This is a genomic window from Variovorax sp. CAN15, from assembly GCF_030462475.1.
In the GTDB taxonomy this organism is placed as follows: Bacteria; Pseudomonadota; Gammaproteobacteria; order Burkholderiales; family Burkholderiaceae_C; genus Variovorax.
This window is the reverse complement of sequence record NZ_JASMRZ010000104.1, coordinates 1-15889: the sequence shown is the minus strand read 5'-3', so window position 1 is coordinate 15889 and position 15889 is coordinate 1. Positions and strand designations below refer to the sequence as shown.

General features: G+C 67.3%; 14 protein-coding genes and 1 pseudogene. 8 read left to right on the top strand and 7 right to left on the bottom strand.

Annotated features, from left to right (window positions below):
- The coding region (locus tag QMO14_RS30530; protein ID WP_301511786.1) for a condensation domain-containing protein at positions 1-1787 on the top strand (1787 nt) is incomplete at its 5' end.
- Positions 1788-1917: 130 nt separating this feature from the next.
- Here QMO14_RS30530 and QMO14_RS30525 read toward each other — a convergent pair.
- The 3 genes from QMO14_RS30525 to fhuF all read right to left on the bottom strand — a co-directional run bounded on the left by QMO14_RS30525 (position 1918) and on the right by fhuF (position 5962).
- Complete coding sequence (locus tag QMO14_RS30525; RefSeq protein WP_301511785.1) at positions 1918-4143, bottom strand: TonB-dependent siderophore receptor; 2226 nt, start codon at positions 4141-4143, stop codon at positions 1918-1920.
- A gap of 87 nt (positions 4144-4230) precedes the next feature.
- Positions 4231-5076, bottom strand: a complete 846-nt coding sequence (locus QMO14_RS30520) for a formyltransferase family protein (protein WP_301511784.1) — start codon at positions 5074-5076, stop codon at positions 4231-4233.
- 103 nt (positions 5077-5179) lie between these two features.
- Positions 5180-5962 carry a siderophore-iron reductase FhuF gene (gene fhuF / locus QMO14_RS30515; protein WP_301511783.1) on the bottom strand — a complete coding sequence of 261 codons (783 nt, stop codon included), beginning with the start codon at positions 5960-5962 and terminating at the stop codon, positions 5180-5182.
- Positions 5963-6223: 261 nt separating this feature from the next.
- Here fhuF and QMO14_RS30510 point away from each other — a divergent pair, with 261 nt between their 5' ends.
- From QMO14_RS30510 to QMO14_RS30500, 3 genes are read left to right on the top strand one after another with little or no spacing between them, the layout of a single operon-like run.
- Positions 6224-7903: a cyclic peptide export ABC transporter gene (locus QMO14_RS30510; protein WP_301511782.1), complete on the top strand. Its 1680-nt coding sequence runs from the start codon at positions 6224-6226 to the stop codon at positions 7901-7903.
- A 55-nt stretch (positions 7904-7958) separates the two neighbouring features.
- Positions 7959-9260 (top strand): lysine N(6)-hydroxylase/L-ornithine N(5)-oxygenase family protein, encoded by a 1302-nt coding sequence (locus QMO14_RS30505; protein WP_301511781.1) that lies wholly within the window; start codon positions 7959-7961, stop codon positions 9258-9260.
- Between the two features lie 25 nt (positions 9261-9285).
- Complete coding sequence (locus tag QMO14_RS30500; protein WP_301511780.1) at positions 9286-9531, top strand: DUF4880 domain-containing protein; 246 nt, start codon at positions 9286-9288, stop codon at positions 9529-9531.
- A 128-nt stretch (positions 9532-9659) separates the two neighbouring features.
- Here the strand turns inward: QMO14_RS30500 and QMO14_RS30495 are convergent, their stop codons facing one another.
- Together QMO14_RS30495 and QMO14_RS30490 are read right to left on the bottom strand one after the other, a co-directional pair.
- A complete protein-coding gene (locus QMO14_RS30495) occupies positions 9660-11102 on the bottom strand; it encodes an FAD-binding oxidoreductase (protein WP_301511778.1) in 1443 nt (480 codons plus the stop codon).
- Positions 11099-11509, bottom strand: a complete 411-nt coding sequence (locus QMO14_RS30490) for a DUF2069 domain-containing protein (protein ID WP_301511776.1) — start codon at positions 11507-11509, stop codon at positions 11099-11101. Before QMO14_RS30490 ends, QMO14_RS30495 begins: the two co-directional genes overlap by 4 nt.
- A gap of 109 nt (positions 11510-11618) precedes the next feature.
- Here QMO14_RS30490 and QMO14_RS30485 point away from each other — a divergent pair, with 109 nt between their 5' ends.
- Positions 11619-12830, top strand: a complete 1212-nt coding sequence (locus QMO14_RS30485) for a YihY family inner membrane protein (RefSeq protein ID WP_301511774.1) — start codon at positions 11619-11621, stop codon at positions 12828-12830.
- A 109-nt stretch (positions 12831-12939) separates the two neighbouring features.
- Here the strand turns inward: QMO14_RS30485 and QMO14_RS30480 are convergent, their stop codons facing one another.
- Entirely contained in the window at positions 12940-13281 is a 342-nt protein-coding gene (locus QMO14_RS30480; RefSeq protein WP_301511772.1) for a DUF962 domain-containing protein, read from the bottom strand.
- 111 nt (positions 13282-13392) lie between these two features.
- On the opposite strand from QMO14_RS30480, the gene QMO14_RS30475 reads away from it, so the two are divergent.
- On the top strand, positions 13393-13776 hold the full coding sequence (locus tag QMO14_RS30475; protein WP_301511788.1) for a thioredoxin family protein: 384 nt from the start codon (positions 13393-13395) through the stop codon (positions 13774-13776).
- A gap of 13 nt (positions 13777-13789) precedes the next feature.
- Positions 13790-14452 carry an NAD-dependent epimerase/dehydratase family protein gene (locus QMO14_RS30470; RefSeq protein ID WP_301511770.1) on the top strand — a complete coding sequence of 221 codons (663 nt, stop codon included), beginning with the start codon at positions 13790-13792 and terminating at the stop codon, positions 14450-14452.
- An 8-nt stretch (positions 14453-14460) separates the two neighbouring features.
- Here QMO14_RS30470 and QMO14_RS30465 read toward each other — a convergent pair whose 3' ends face one another.
- Complete coding sequence (locus QMO14_RS30465) at positions 14461-15399, bottom strand: LysR family transcriptional regulator (protein ID WP_301511768.1); 939 nt, start codon at positions 15397-15399, stop codon at positions 14461-14463.
- A gap of 136 nt (positions 15400-15535) precedes the next feature.
- Here QMO14_RS30465 and QMO14_RS30460 point away from each other — a divergent pair.
- A pseudogene (locus QMO14_RS30460) lies at positions 15536-15889 on the top strand (M20 peptidase family dipeptidase); the annotation flags it as partial.

Below are 15889 nucleotides of genomic sequence, written 5' to 3'. Positions count from 1 at the left end.
TGCTGTTCGAGCACCCGGGGTTCGCGGCGTTTGCGAAGGCGCTGGCGCAGGATCAGGGGCGCGCGCAGGTGCAGGTGCCGCCCAACGGCATTCCGCCGGGGTGCGAGGCGATCAGCGCGCAGATGGTGACGCTGGTCGCGCTCGATGAGCAGGAGATCCGGCGCATCGAGGCGGCGGTGCCGGGTGGGGCGGCCAACATCCAGGACATCTACCCGCTGGCTCCATTGCAGGAGGGCATCCTGTTCCATCACCTCCTGCAGACGCGGGGCGACGTGTATGTCTATCCGCTGCTGCTGAGCTTCGACAGCCGCGATCGCCTGGAGCGCTTCATCGAAAGCTTCGACCGGGTGATCGCGCGGCACGACATCTTGCGCACCGCGATCGCATGGGAAGGGCTCAGGGAGCCGGTGCAGGTGGTGTGGCGGGAAGCCCGGCTGCAGCTGCAGTGGCTCGAAGAAGACGAGGCATCGGCGGGCATGGATGTGGCCGAACGGCTGAACGCCCGCGTCGACCCCATCGGCTACCGCATCGACGTGCGGCGCGCGCCGATGGTCGAGGCGGTGGCGGCGCACGATGCGGCAAACCGGCGCTGGCTGCTGCAGCTGCCATGCCATCACCTGATCTCGGACCACACGACGCTGGAATTGCTGATGGATGAGATCGCATCGATCCAGCAGAACCCCGAGATCAAACTGCCTTCGCCCGTGCCATTCCGTGATTTCGTGGCTCGCGCGAGGCTGGGGTTGAGCACGGACGAGCACGAGGCTTTCTTCAGTCGAATGCTGGGCGATGTGACGGAGCCCACCACGCCCTTCGGACTGACCGACGTGCGGGGCGATGGCTCCGGCATCGACGACGCCCGCCTGGCGCTGGACCCGGCATTGGCCTCGCAGCTTCGACGCCAGGCGCAGCACCATGGGGTGAGCCCGGCGACGCTGTTCCACCTGGCCTGGGCGCTGGTGTTGTCCAGGGCCACGGGCAAGGACGACGTGGTGTTCGGCACGGTGCTTTTCGGCCGCATGCAGGGCGGCGAGGGCGCCGAACGTGCGATGGGCCTGTGCATGAACATGCTGCCGCTGCGCATCCGGCTGGGCGCGCTCAGCATCGAGCAATGCGTGCGCGAAATGCATGCGGCGCTGACGCAGCTCATGCACCACGAGCACGCGAGCCTGACCTTGGCCCAACGCTGCAGCGGGCTGCCGAAGGGCGCTCCGCTGTTCTCTTCGCTGCTGAACTATCGCCATAGCCCCAGGCGCGCATCCGCGGGCGGCTCCGATTGGGAGGGCATCGAGTTTCTCGCAGGGCAGGAGCGCAGCAACTACCCGCTCGGCCTGTCGGTGAGCGATCTGGGAGATGGCTTCGCATTGACGGCGCAGGTCAGCAGTTCCGTGGGCGCCACGCGTGTCTGCGAGTACATGCGTGCGGCAGTCGCCGAAGTCGTCGACGCCCTGGTCCATCGCCCTGGGCAACTCGCGCTCGAGATCGATGTGATGGCAGGGCTGCGGGTGCGATCCCCTGCTGCATTGCCTCCAGCGGCGCCTGCTGGCCGCAGGGCGCATGAGGCGCCGCGTGACGACGCGGAGCGGACACTGGCGGCAATCTGGGCGCAGTTGCTGGGCGTGCGGCGCGTCGGCCGCCATGACAACTTCTTCCAGTTGGGAGGCGACTCGCTGCTCAGTCTCAGGATGATGCTCGCCCTGCGCCAGCAACGACCCGGCAGCCGCCGGCTGGCCCTTTCGGACGTGATGCTGGCCGATACGCTGAAGGAGCTCGCCGCGCTGTGTTGATGGGCGCAGTCCGATCGTTGGCGAGCGGACAAGAAGCAAAAAAAGCAAAGGCCCGGCGCAGTGAATGCGGCGGGCCTTTCGTTTCAGCGGCTCGTTTTGCCGAGCCAAGGGCGCATCGGCGCCACGTTCACTACCAGCGGTACGTTGCCGTCGCGATGACCGAGCGCGGAGCGCCGTAGTAGCACTTGCCGTACTGGTCGCAGTTGGCGATGAAGTTCTTGTTGGTCAGGTTGCGCAGGTTGAGCGCGAGGTTCCAGCGTTCGAAGTCGTAGCCGACCATGGCGTCGTACACAGTGGAGGCCGGTACCTTGTTCGGCGCGAGTTTTTCTCCGTCGCCGTAGCTCGACCCGGTGTAGCGGGCGCCCAGGCCGACCTTCAAGCCGTTGCTGAAGCGGTAGTCCGCCCACACCGACAGCCGGTTCCTTGGCACCGCATTGGCCTGCTTGCCGATTTCAGCCGGGTTGGCGCTGGCGGTGACGATGGCGCGGGGCGTATAGCCGTACGCGGCCGTGATGTTCAGGCGCGGCATGATTTCGGCCGTGGCTTCCAGCTCCAGCCCGCGAACCTGGATTTCACCCGTCTGCTTGGGCATGAAGTTCGCGTCGTTCGAGATGTAGTTCTGGCGCCGCAGATCGAAGATGGCCGCGCTGTAGCTCTGCTTGGTTCCCGGCGGCTGATAGCGGATGCCCGCCTCGTACTGGCGTCCCGTTTCAGGTTTGAACGGCGCGCGCGTGATCGGGTCGACCTGGCCCGTGGGCGCAAACGACTCCGAGTAGCTCAGGTAGGGCGCGAGGCCGTTCGGGGCCAGGTAGACGAGGCCGGCCCGCTTGGTGAACTTGTTCTGCGATATCTCGGTGCTCTTGCCCGTCAGCCGGTCGAACACGTCGCTGTCGGCTCTGTCGTAGCGGCCACCCAGCGTCAGCGACCAGCGGTCGCCCCACTTGATCTGGTCCTGGATGTAAAGGCCGGTCTGGGCCAGGCGCATGTTGGAGTTCATCCATGGCGCGCCTTCGACGATCGGGCCGCTGTAAACCGGTGCGTAGATGTTGATCGTCGGCGCGGTGCCGGTCGAGAAGCTGTACTGGTCGATGCGGTTGCGCTGGTAGTCCAGGCCGACCAGCAACTTGTGCTGCCAGTCGCCCGCGCGCAGGTCGGCCTGCACCTGGTTGTCGATGCTGAGCGTCGAGACTTTCTCGCGGCTTCCGGTGGGATAGCGGCCGAGGAACATGAAGTTGAGCGGGTTCAGCGGATTCCTGCTGTCTACCGTGGTGAGGCGGCGCAGGGGCCAGACGCCAGCGTAGTCGACCTCCAAGGCCCCATAGCGGGCGTTCTGGCGCAGCGTGACGGTGTCGTTCAGCCGATGCTCGAACTCATAGCCCAGCATCCACTGGTCATTGTTGAAGTGGTCGTAGTTCGGGTCGCCGGTCTCCAGCGTGGCCGGAATGCGCGTGCCGATCGCGGTCGGGATCACGGAGCCGACTTGCGGCCGGATGCGGTTGTAGACGCCGGCACGCGTGCGGTCGACTTGCGCATACACCGTCAGCTTGGTGTCCCCCGACATGCGCCAGGTCAGGGAAGGTGCGAGATAGAGGCGGCGGTCGGGCATCTTGCCCGCGGGCAGGTCGCCATCGCGCAGCAGGCCGACCACGCGGTAGAGCACTTTGCCGTCGGCGTCGAGCGGGCCCGAGAAGTCGCCGGCGATCTGCTTGCGGTTGTGGTCGCCGATCTGCATCTGAAGTTCATGCAGCGGCTCGGCCGTGGGCCGCTTGCTCACGACGTTGACCACGCCACCCGGGCCGGCCTGGCCGTAGAGCACCGAGGCTGGGCCGCGCAGGAGCTCGATGCGTTCGGCGCCGTAGTTCTCGGTGCGCCAGACGCCCCAGTTGCCGTTGTTGCGCAGCGGCAGGCCGTCCAGGTAGAAGCCCGGTGCATAGGCATCGAAGCCGCGCAGCGTGAGCCAGTCGTAGCGCGAGTCTGCGCCGAAGGTGGTGATCGCCACGCCGGGGGTGTAGCTCAGGGCGTCCTTGAGCGTGACCGCGCCGGTCGCCTGCATGCGATCGGAGGTGATCACCGAGATCGACTGCGGTGTCTCGATGATCGGCGTATCTGTCTTGGTACCCGTTGCGCTGCGCTTGGCCACATAGCCGGTCACGTGGCCGGTGCCGCTTTCCTCCGCCTCGGCATTCACCGTCACCGCGGGCAGCGTCGCGCCCGTTGCCTGGTCCGTGGCGGCTGCCGGCGCGGTGACCGACGTTTGCGCATGACTACCGAAACTCGAGAGAACGGCGGTGGTTCCGAAGGCCGCCACGAGCGATGCATGCAGCAAGCGTTGGCGAGGGAGGGAGGATGTGTGCATGAAAGGGCTTTGAAAGTATTGGAAGCGCCTGGATCTTAATGAGAATTGCTCGCATTACAAAGTTGTAAACGCCGAACGGACCCACCGCTACCTGATTTGCGGACCCAGGACGTGGGGTGCCAGCAACGCCATGCCCTTGTGCATGGCCGGAAAGAGGCTTCGGTTGAAGTTGTTCCAGCGCAGCTCGAGGATGGTGTCGTCTGGGCCGACAGGTGTGTCGAGCACGTCGAAGATGACCTCGCCCGAATCGATCCCGTTGTCCACGTAATGCAGCGAGGCGCCGGTCTTGTCGATCACCGGAACACGCTGCCTGGTCATCGTCTTCCAGTCCACCACCCTGTCGCCCTGCGCGCCGTGCAGCGCATCGAGCGTGGCGTAGGCCCCGCGGCGCTGGTAGGGCGACTCCAGCCGGGTGATGCCGGGATGGATGTTGACGATCTTCCGGTAATAGCGGCTCTCAGGCCGGACGAGTTCGTCGAGGATGACGAGCAGCCCGTCGAGCAGCACGACGTCGGCGCCCAGCGTGAGCAGCTTGTCGAGCAGCGCGCGTTCGAATGCGCTCTTGCCCGCGGCGCGCCCGGGCGCATCCATGGGCATTCGGCGGTAGGCCGAGGGCACCGGATGCAGCATGTCCCGAAGCAGCCTGCCCTGCGCGCGCAGGTCCGCCGGAAAGATCCATTTGCGATCGGGATGCCATCCGAAGCCGTAGGCCTGGAGGGCGGCCTGGTCCCGGGGCGACTGCGCGTCGTCGTCATAGACGACGCCTTCGAGCGAATAGGCGTCGCCCAGGGGCGTGGTGTCGAGCGCCTCGGCCAGGTACTCGAGCGGCGACTTCATGTAGCGCTGCTCGCCCTTGTAGTCGATGTGCTGGCCGGCTCTGTCGGCGGCGGCGTTTCTCAAGGACAGGATGTAGACGAGCTTTGCCTTGGACATGGGTGTGCGATGGATGAGTGGGCTTCGTTGGGGGCGGCGCGGAACGCGACGATGCGGGCTCGTCGATGCGCCTCCACCGGAGACGAAATGCGGCGCGATCTGTTCATCGGCGCGCTCGGGTGCCGGCTTTGCGATGTTCCAACGAGAGAGGGCAGGCGCCGCAATGGCTTTCGCCGGGCAGCAGATAGTGGAGGCAACATTGCCGGTGGAGCTTCATCGCGGCCCATCCGTCGCCGTGGATGCGGTGCACCTCGCGCTGCCGGCCGAAGAGGGGGTTGGGCTGCGGCGCGCTGCCGTGGCCGGTCGGCCACTCGGGACTGTGCAGCAGGTGCGCCTGATCCCCGGCGATCGACGCCGAGCCGCCGGTCAGCGCCAGGGCCTGCGCGAGGATGGGGTCGAGCTGTCGCGCGGCATTGCCCCAGAGGATCTTCGGTGCGAGTCGGGAGAGGCCGCAGAGGGTCGCGAACAACGGTCGAAGATGCTGGCCCAACAGCGGCCCATAGCGCTGCGCGGTGCTGGTGCCATGCATTGCCTCGCCGATCTCGCGGATATGGAAGCTCGCGGGTAAACCGTTGCCGTCCAGCCGCACCCAGACCTGCTCGGCGGCCATTGGAAAGACATGCTGCAGCACGCTCGCAGCCGCGGCGACCGGCGGCAGTAGCGCACCCACGTATTCGAGGCACCATGCCGATGCGACAGGCCGCAGGTCGTGCCCGGTGCTCTTCCTGAATCTCGCATGGCGCTGCAGCGCCTCGGCCAGCAATTCGCCCGAACGCAGCAGGTCGGCAACGCGCACGGCATCGGGCGGGACTGTGTTGGCGTGCAGGAGTTTCTCTCCGAGCGGGGCCAACTCGCCCTGGAAGATCGGCTCCAGCAGCGGGATCATGGCCGTGCCCGCCGCCAAGCGATGGAACGGTGCGCAGGGTGCATCCACAGGAGACGCGCCAGCACCCTCGCTGTTCATTCTTGGGGTGCCGGCCTCGGCCGATGAACATCGGCGACGCCCGGCCGTCTATGCAAAAGGGTGGCACGGTGCCGCCGGGCCGTGCACATGGGGCAAGGCCGTTCCCCAGCCGTTTCCGGTTCGGCCGCGGATGTTCCGCGCGTCCGGGTCGCCGTCGCTCTTCGGGGCGGAAAGAGTTCGTGCATGACATCCACCAATGACGCCACCGGCCCTCGCGGAGAAATCAGGCGCCTGCTGAAACCATTTCTTCCGTGGATCGTGCTGTCCGCGGTCGCGGGTGTCGGCGCGGGCGCCGCCACGGTCGCGCTGCTGCGCACCATCAACCAGGTGCTCAACCAGGAGGGCGGCATGGCGGGCGGCCTGCTGCTGACCTTCATCGCGTTGTGCGCGGTCGCGCTGTTCGGTCGCATGGCCTCGGACGCGTCGACCAACTTCGTCGGCCAGCGCCTGGTGGCGCAGGTGCGCAAGAGCCTGGCGCAGAAGATTCTCTCGGCACCCATCGATGCGCTGGAGCGCTACCGCACGCACCGCCTGATGCCGGTGCTGTCGCAGGACGTGGACATGATCAGCGACGCCGCCTTCGTCCTGTCCTCCACGCTGATTGCGGTGGCCGTTGCCCTCGGCTGCCTGGCCTACCTGGCGTTCCTGTCGCTGCCGTTGTTCTGCCTGCTGGTCGTGGCTCTGGTGCTCGGCGCGACGATCCAGACCATGGCGCAGACCCGCGCCCAGGCCGGCTTCTGGAAGGCGCGCGAGCACGAGGACCAGCTGCACAAGGCCTACCGCGCGATCAGCGAAGGCGCGAAGGAACTGCGCATGCACCGCGACCGCCGCACGCGCATGTTCGGCGGACAGGTCGAACGCATCGTCGACGACATCCGCCGCGTCAACGGCCGCGCGATCAACACCTACGTGATGGCGACCGCCTTCGGCTCGGCCCTGTTCTTCCTGCTGATCGCGCTGATCCTCGGTTGGGCGGCATTCCGCAGCACCGAGCCCGTGGTGCTCAGCGGATTCGTGCTGGTGCTGCTGTTCCTGAAGGGGCCGATCGACGTCATCGCCGGCGCTTTGCCCAACGTGGGCCGCGCCAGGGTCGCGTTCGAGCGCATCGGAGATCTCTCCGCGCGCTTTGCCACGCCGGAGCCGCACCTGCATCTGGAGCGTCCGTCGAGCATCGCCACGCTCGAACGCGGCATCGGCATGCGGGGTGTGCGCTATGCCTTCGCCGCGCCGGACGGCGCAGAGCCCTTCGTGCTCGGTCCGATCGACCTGCAGCTGCGTCGAGGCGAGATGGTGTTCGTGGTGGGCGACAACGGCTCCGGCAAGACGACCCTCATCAAGCTGCTGCTCGGCCTTTATGCGCCGCAGGAAGGCGAAGTGCTGCGCGACGACGCCGTCGTGACGCCCGAGGCGCGAGACGACTACCGCCAGCTGTTCACCACCGTGTTCTCCGACTTCTACCTGTTCGAGGACCTGACAGCCGGCGAAAAAGGCGAGGGCGCGCTGCCGCAGGCGGCCTTGCCATACCTGCAGCGCCTGGAGATCGCCCACAAGGTGAGCATCAAGGATGGCTCCTTCAGCACCGTCGACCTCTCGACCGGCCAGCGCAAGCGGCTGGCGCTGGTGCATGCCTATCTCGAAGGCCGCCCGGTGCTGGTGTTCGACGAATGGGCGGCGGACCAGGACCCGACCTTCCGCCATCTCTTCTACACCGAGCTTCTGCCGGAGCTGCGAGCCAAGGGCCACCTGCTGGTGGTGATTTCGCACGACGACCGCTATTTCCACCTGGCCGATCGCGTGATCACCATGAAGGCCGGACACATCCTGGAAGACCGCGCTCGCGGGCCGCAAGGGCTGGCAGCGTGACGCACCGCCCGTTCATCCGCATCCAACACACAGAGCACCGAGGAGTTGAAATCGCATGCAGCACATCCATGACCTGATCGGGATCGGATTCGGCCCGTCGAACGTCGCGCTGGCCATCGCACTCGAGGAGAAACGCCACGGCGCCAGGCCGCTGGACGCCTTGTTCATCGAACGGCAGACCGGCTTCGCCTGGCATCCGCACATGCTGCTGGACCAGGCGCACATGCAGATCTCGTTCCTGAAGGACCTGGCGACGCTGCGCAACCCGACCAGCCGCTTCACTTTCGTGAACTACCTTTACGAGAAGGGGCGGTTGACGGACTTCATCAACCTCAAGAGCTTCTTCCCGAGCCGCCACGAGTTCAACGACTACCTGGGCTGGGCCGCGAGCCAGTTCGAGGACGCCTGCCGCTACGGCGAAGAGGTGTTCGAGGTACTGCCCGAGAAGCAGGGGGGCGAGGTGTCGCTGCTGCGCGTGCGCTCGCGCGACGGGAGCGGCCGGGTGCAGGAGCGGCTCGCGCGCAACCTGGTGGTCGGCATCGGCGGCGTGCCCAACATTCCGGAGTGCTTCCGCGCGCTGCGCGACGACGCTCGCGTCTTCCATTCGAGCAGCTACCTCAAGGACATGGCGCGGCATCCGCAGGCCCGCAGGGTAGCCATCGTGGGCGCGGGTCAGAGCGCGGCGGAGATCTTCATGGACCTGCAGGGCCGACCGGGCGCGCCGCAGGTCGACCTGATCATGCGTGCGCGTTCCATCCGGCCCTCGGACGACAGCCCGTTCGTCAACGAGGTGTTCAACGCCGACTACACCGACTACATGTACAGCCGCGACAGCGAAGAGCGCGCCGCTCTGCTCGACGAGTTCTCGCAGACCAACTACGCGGTGGCCGATCTCGACCTGATCCAGCAGATCTACAAGGTCTTCTACGACCAGAAGGTGGCGCGCGGCACCCGCCTGCGCATGCTGCGCCAGCACGAGGTGCGCTCGGTACGCGCTTCCGCGGACGGCGTTCACCTGGCACTGCTCGACCGCGACCTGCAACGCGAGAGCACAGTGCGCTACGACGCGGTGGTCCTGGCCACCGGCTATGCGCGCGACCAGCACAAGGACTTGCTGCTGCCGCTCGCGCCCTACCTCGGCGACCACGACGTCGACCGCTACTACCGCCTGAAGGCCACGCCCGACTTCCATCCGGGCATCTACCTGCAGGGCGCTTGCGAGGACAGCCACGGCCTGAGCGACACACTGCTCTCGGTCACCTCGGTGCGCACCGGGGAAATCGGCAACGCGCTGCTCGCCGCGCAGTCGCGGGTGCGCAGTGCCGTGCGCGAGGAATCCCAGGCAGTCCGCATCTGAGCGGCCGCGGGCGAGGCGGCCGACGATGGCGATGGTCGAGAGGAACCCTGTTTGCACGAAGACGGCCGTCGACACTGCATGGGCGCTTTTTTGCAGGCTGCACGACACGCCCTCGCGCGACCATGCCGACCAGCTCATCCACTGGCTGGGCGAAGACCCCCGCCATGTGCGTGCGTTCGACGAGGCGCTCACGCTTTGGGCGCTGGCGGGCGCCGCCCTGGTCAAGCCTGTGCTCGAGGATGTGCGGCGCAGCGGCCCCGATCTGCAGTAGGCAGCCGCCGCGTCGCTTCAGCCACCGGGCGACGCGCCCTTCGCCGCGATCGAGAACCGCTGCTCGGGCGCGTGACCGCTCGTCCCTGAGCCGTCCGGCGGGCTGGCTGGCTGGCTCTGAGACTGTTCCTAGACCCGGATCACCCGCCCTGGATTCAGGATGTTCTTCGGATCGAGCCCGCGCTTGATGGCCCGCATCATCTCCAGCGCCACGGGCGACTTGTGCTTCTCGAGCTTGTCGACCTTGAGCGAGCCCACGCCGTGCTCGGCCGAGAACGAGCCGCCGAACTTCTCGACAGCGTCGTACACCAGCGTGTTGATGCGCTCTTCCTCGTTCTTCAAGAAGGCCTTCGTATCGACGTTCTCCGGCGCCTGCACGTTGTAGTGCAGGTTGCCGTCGCCCAGGTGGCCGAAGTTGACCAGCCGCACGCCTGCAATCTCGCGCGCGAGCAGCGCGTCGGTCTCCTGCACGAAGGCAGGGATGCGCGAGACGGGGATCGAGATGTCGTGCTTGATGTTCAGGCCTTCTTCTGCCTGCGCGAGCGGAATGCTTTCGCGGATGTGCCAGAGCTGGTGCGCCTGCGTGAGGTTCTCGGCGACCACGGCGTCGGTCACGCAGCCGTCCTCGAAGGCGGTTTCGAGCAGCGCCTCGAAGCGCGCGCGGGCGTGGTCTTCGGATTCGCTGTCGGAGTTCTCCAGCAGCACGCAGTAGGGCACTGCGTCGTCCGAGATGAAGGGCACGCGCAGCTGGGGCATGTGCTTGTCGACCAGGCTCAGCGCGAACTTGCCCATCACCTCGAAGCCGGTGAGTCCGGGGCCCAGGTGCTTGTGGGCGAGGCCCAGCAGGGTCACCGCGTGATCGAGCGAGGGCACCGCGGCCCACGCGGTGAGCTGCGCGGCGGGCAGCGGGTAGAGCTTCATGGTCGCGGCGGTGATGATGCCCAGCGTGCCCTCGCTGCCCACGAAGAGGTCGCGCAGGTCGTAGCCGGTGTTGTCCTTGCGCAGGCCGCTGGTGCCTTCCCAGATCTCGCCCTGCGGCGTGACAACCTCCAGTCCCAGGCACAACTCGCGCGTGTTGCCGTAGCGCACCACCTGCGTGCCGCCCGCATTGGTCGCGAGGTTGCCGCCGATGGTGCAGCTGCCCTCGGCCGCGAGGCTCAGCGGGAACAGGTAGCCGGCCTTCTCGGCGGTTTCCTGCAGTGTCTGCAGGATGCAGCCGGCCTCCACCGTCATGGTGAGGTTGGCGGCGTCGATGGTGCGGATCGCGTTCAGCCGCTGCAGGCTCAGCACCACCTGCGTGCCGCTGTCGTCCGGAATGGAGCCGACCGCGAGGCCGGTGTTGCCGCCCTGCGGAATCACCGCCGTGCCGGCCGCGGCGCAGGCCTTGACCACGTCGGCCACCTGCTGCGTGTTGGCCGGCCGCACCACGGCCAGCGACTTGCCGCGCGAGCGCTTGCGCCAGTCCTGCTCGTAGGCGGTGAGGTCGCCCTCGTCGAGCACGTGCGACGCGCCGACGATGGCGCGCAGCTGTTCGATCAGGGAAGAAGAAGCAGAAGTAGCGGCAGTGTTCATTGGGCGGAAGCCTCCAGTTGGCGGGCAGCGTTCTTGGCATGGCGCAGGCGCAGCCGCACATGCCAGGCGCAGGCGGCGAAGAGCACGAGGCACAGCAGCACCTCGATCAGCGCGAGCACCTGGCTCAAGCCGCTGGTGTCGCTCCAGGCGCGCACCACGCCCTCGGTGAAGTAGAGCCAGATCATCAGGCTGACCCAGCGGTAGGTGTACATGCGGTTCTTCCAGAGCCCCGCGAGCGGAACGACCAGCGGCAGTACCTTCAGCGCCATCAGCGAGCCGCCCGGGCGCAGGGGCGCCAGCCACAGTTCCCAGGCCAGGCCCAGCACGATGAGGCCCAGGACGCTGCCCACGGCGGCCCAGCGGGTGGCGCGAACGGAGGACGGTGCTGGCGGCGGATTGGTATTCATGAGCGGGATACCGCGGAACCGGCTTGGCCGGGCCGCTGGTATCGCCCCCGGTGAGGGGGTTGGCGCAGCGACACGAAGTGCGCGGAGGCTGGGGGAGAGTTCAACTCCTATGATACCGGCCATGAATCGTCGGCAGCTCTGGAGGGATCTTTCGCGCTTTCCGTGGCGCAACACGGCAGCGGTGCTCGGCGAGCGCTTCCGCGAAGACCGGCTCGGCCTCACCGCCAGCAGCCTGACCTTCACCACCACCATCGCGATGGTGCCCTTCTTCACGGTGGCGCTGGCCCTCTTCACCGTGTTCCCGATGTTCGCGAAGATGCAAGGCCGCCTGCAGCGCTGGCTCATCGAGAGCCTGATTCCCGAAAACATCGCGCGCCAGGTGCTGGGCTACCTGAACCAGTTCGCGAGCAAGGCCAGCGGGCTGGGTATCGCGGGCCTGATCGTGCTGCTGATCACCGCCATCGCGCTGATCCTCACCATCGACAAGACGCTCAACAACATCTGGCGCGTGCGCGCGCCGCGGCCGTTCGCGCAGCGGGTGCTGATCTACTGGGCGGCCATCACGCTGGGGCCGATCATCCTCGCGGTGAGCCTGTCGACCACTTCCTACGTGGTCGCGGCCACCAGCGACGTGGTGGGGCGCGGCATGGTCAAGCTGTTCTTCGACACCTTCGAGTTCATGCTGCTGGCGGTCGGCATGGCCTCGCTCTACCACTACGTGCCCAACACCAACGTGCGCTGGTCGCATGCCTGGGCCGGAGGCATCTTCGTGGCGGCGGCCATCGAAATCGCCAAGCGCGTGCTGGGCTACTACCTGAGCCTGGTGCCGACCTATTCGGTGCTGTACGGTGCCTTCGCCACGGTGCCGATCCTGCTGGTGTGGATCTACGTGGCCTGGGTGATCGTCCTGCTGGGCGCGGTCATCGCGGCCTACCTGCCCAGCCTGCTGACCGGCGTCGCGCGGCGCGGCGGCAGCGCCGGCTGGCCCATGCAGCTGGCCATGGAGGCGCTGCAGCACCTGGCCCGCGCACGAGCCACGCCCGCCAAGGGCATGGGCGCGGCCGAACTGGTCACGCGCATGCGGGTCGATTCGCTGCAGCTGGCGCCGGTGCTCGAGACGCTGGTGGCGCTCGACTGGATCGCGCCGCTGGCGGAAGAGCCCACCAACGAGGACCCGCGCTACGTGCTGCTCGCCGACCCGTCGACGCCGATCGAACCGCTGTTGAAGGAACTGCTGATGCCTCGGGCCGAGCCGCTCGAAGACCTCTGGCAGAAAGGCCCGCTGCGCTCCCTGAGGCTGGGCGACGTGCTGTTGATCTAACGGTGTTCCGGATTTTTTCCAGGAACACCGCGGAACCGGCTTTGCCGGGCCGCCGGTGTTGCCCCCTGCAAGGGGGCGGAGGCCACACGAAGTGGGCAAGCCTGGGGGGTCAGACGATTTTCACGCGCCCCAGCCAGATGTCGCGGTACATGGCCCAGTCGCCCATGAAGGAATAGAGCGGCCGCTTGAACGAGGCAGGCTTGTTCTTCTCGAAGCCGAAATGCCCAACCCAGGCGAAGCCGTAGCCCGCCACCAGCCCGGCCAGCAGCCACCACGGATTGAGCGTGACCACCAGCGCCACCAGGCACAGCAGCGAAATGGTCGAACCGGTGAAGTGCAGCCGCCGGCAGGTGAGGTTGGTGTGCTCGGTCAGGTAGAAGGGATAGAACTCCGCGAAGCTCTTGAACTGGCGCGGATCGACGGCAGATGCGGGGGCGGTCGTGGTGCTCATCGTGCGGGTCTCCTGTACCCATCGGGAGGGCTTTGTCCATAATAGCCACGACCTCCCGGCCGTACCACCCGGTCTTCCGATCACACCACCGACGCATCAGCCTTGAGCGCTATTCCAAGCCTTCCAAGCACCCCCGAATCCGCCGATCCGGCCGGCGATGCGCCGTGGGTCGTCTGCCTCTGCGCAGAATGGTGCGGCACCTGCCGCGACTACCGGCCGTTGCTCGAAGAAGTGGCGCGCGCGCATCCGCAGTTCCGCTTCGCCTGGGTCGACATCGAGGACCACGCCGACATCGCCGATGCCTTCGACGTGGAAACCTTCCCGACCCTGCTGGTCGCAGGCGCCGACGGCACGCGCTTCCTGGGGCCGCTGCTGCCGCACGCCGAGACGCTCTCGCGCATGCTCTCGGCGCTGCAGCCGCCGCAGCCTTCGAGCCTCGACGTCGATCTGCTGCTGGCCGTGCTGAACAAGAAGCCCGCCGTCTTCACGGTCTGACTGGAGCCTTCCCATGAAAGTCCTGATCTTCGGCGCCACCGGCATGGTGGGGCAGGGCGTGCTGCGCGAGTGCCTGCTGGCGCCCGACGTGGAAAGCGTCGTCGCGATCGGCCGCAACCCCACAGGGCAGCAGCACCCGAAGCTGCGCGACCTGGTCCACAAGGACATGTACGACTACGGCGACGTCGAGTCGCAGCTGCAGGGCTTCGACGCCTGCTTCTTCTGCCTCGGCGTGTCGTCGGTGGGCATGAAGGAGCCCGAGTACAAGCGCATCACCTACGACCTCACGCTGGCCGCGGCCACCGTGCTCGCGCGGCTCAACCCGGGCATGACCTTCACCTACGTGACGGGCGCGGGCACCGACAGCAGCGAGCGCGGCAGCAGCATGTGGGCGCGCGTGAAGGGCGCGACCGAGAACGCCCTGCTGCGCCTGCCTTTCAAGGCTGCCTACATGTTCCGCCCCGGCATGATCCAGCCGCTGCACGGCATCCGCTCGAAGACGCCGCTGTACGACGCGGCCATCGTCGTGCTCAAACCCGTGCTCGGGCTGGCCTTCCGCCTTTGGCCGAACCGGGTGACGACCACCGAGAAGGTGGGGCGCGCGATGCTGGCGGTGGCGCGCAACGGTGCACCTAAGCCGATCCTCGATCCGGCGGACATCAACGCGCTGGGCTGAGTCCCGACTCAGCCCGCAGCCCGCGCGCGTCCCAGCTTGCGCCGGTCCGCGCTGGTGATGGCATCCACCAGGTGTCGCACGAAGTCCTGCGCCAGCTGCGGCAGCGTGCGGCCTTCGAGCGCCAGCACCTGCAGCTGGCGCTGCTGCAGCGGCGCCTCCGCGAAGGGGCGTGCCACCACCGTGCCCTCGTCGATCAGGTGCATCACCGTGAGCAGGCCCGAGAGCATCACGTCGGGCGTGCGCAGCAGCGGCAGCAGCACCGAGGAGAAATTGCTCACGAAGAGCGCGTGGTATTGCAGTCCCTGCAGGCTGCAGGCCTGGTCGAAGAGCTGGCGCGCCGTCACGCCCTTGTCGCCCACGGCCAGCGGGTAGCGCACCGCGTCGGCCACCGACACCACGCGTTGCCGCGCCAGCGGATGGTCGGGCCGCAGCACGGCGTACACCGGCGCGGTGGCCGAGTGCTCGATCTTCAGCCCGGGCTCTGGAGCGACCACGTACTTGAGCGCGATGTCGGTCTCGCCGCGCGCCAGCAGCGCGCTCACGCCGTCTGGCGAGCCCACGTGCAGCTCCAGCTGGCAACCAGGGTTCGCCGACTCGAAGCTGCGCATCACCAGCGGCATGAAGTGCCCCGCGAAGCCCTCGGTGCAGGCCATGCGGATGCGTCGCGCGCTCTGGCCGCCGAGGTCGCGTACCTGCTCCACCACCTGCTCGATGTCGAGCTGCGCATTGCGCAGATGCGCAGCCAGCCGCTCGCCGGCCGCCGTGAGCGCCATGCCGCGCGCATGCCGTTCGAAGAGCGGCGTGCCCAGGCTGTCTTCGAGCTTGGCGATCTGCCGGCTTACCGCAGATGACGCCACGAACAGCCGCGCCGCAGCCTGGTTGACCGAGCCGCTGCGCGCCACTTCGAGGAAGTGCCGCATCGGGATGCTGAGCAGCGGTAGCGTCATGGCGATGGCCGAAAAGTCCAGAGTGTTGCCTTCAAGGCAATGGTAGCTTGCCAAAACGATGCTGGAAGCATCGGCCTTCAGGCCTTGTACTTGCTCCACCCGCCACTTGGGAAGACTCAGAGAGACAAGGACCCTCATGCAACGTTCAGACAGCCTCTCCGCCGCAGCCGCCTATTTCGACGGCGGCGGCTTCTTCGCCGACCTCCGGCGCCGCATTGCCTTTCGCACCGAAAGCGACACCGGCGCCGCCACGCCCGCGCTGGAGGCCTACCTGCGCGAGGAGATGATCCCGCCGCTCGCGGCTCGCGGCTTCGCCTGCGAGGTGATCGCCAACCCGGTGCCCGGCGGCGGCCCTTTCCTCATCGCGCGCCGCATCGAGGACCCGTCCCTGCCCACGGTGATGAGCTACGGCCACGGCGACGTGGTCAGCGGGCAGGACGCCCAATGGGAAGAGAGCCTTGCCCCCTGGACGCTGACCGTGCGCGGCGAG

Coding starts and splice junctions, on each gene's coding strand:
- QMO14_RS30510 (WP_301511782.1), top strand. CDS start 6,224: ATGACATCCACCAATGACGCCACCGGCCCTCGCGGAGAAATCAGGCGC.
- QMO14_RS30505 (WP_301511781.1), top strand. CDS start 7,959: ATGCAGCACATCCATGACCTGATCGGGATCGGATTCGGCCCGTCGAAC.
- QMO14_RS30470 (WP_301511770.1), top strand. CDS start 13,790: ATGAAAGTCCTGATCTTCGGCGCCACCGGCATGGTGGGGCAGGGCGTG.
- QMO14_RS30465 (WP_301511768.1), bottom strand. CDS start 15,399: ATGACGCTACCGCTGCTCAGCATCCCGATGCGGCACTTCCTCGAAGTG.
- QMO14_RS30495 (WP_301511778.1), bottom strand. CDS start 11,102: ATGAACACTGCCGCTACTTCTGCTTCTTCTTCCCTGATCGAACAGCTG.
- QMO14_RS30525 (WP_301511785.1), bottom strand. CDS start 4,143: ATGCACACATCCTCCCTCCCTCGCCAACGCTTGCTGCATGCATCGCTC.
- QMO14_RS30500 (WP_301511780.1), top strand. CDS start 9,286: ATGGCGATGGTCGAGAGGAACCCTGTTTGCACGAAGACGGCCGTCGAC.
- QMO14_RS30520 (WP_301511784.1), bottom strand. CDS start 5,076: ATGTCCAAGGCAAAGCTCGTCTACATCCTGTCCTTGAGAAACGCCGCC.
- QMO14_RS30490 (WP_301511776.1), bottom strand. CDS start 11,509: ATGAATACCAATCCGCCGCCAGCACCGTCCTCCGTTCGCGCCACCCGC.
- fhuF (WP_301511783.1), bottom strand. CDS start 5,962: ATGATCCCGCTGCTGGAGCCGATCTTCCAGGGCGAGTTGGCCCCGCTC.
- QMO14_RS30485 (WP_301511774.1), top strand. CDS start 11,619: ATGATACCGGCCATGAATCGTCGGCAGCTCTGGAGGGATCTTTCGCGC.
- QMO14_RS30480 (WP_301511772.1), bottom strand. CDS start 13,281: ATGAGCACCACGACCGCCCCCGCATCTGCCGTCGATCCGCGCCAGTTC.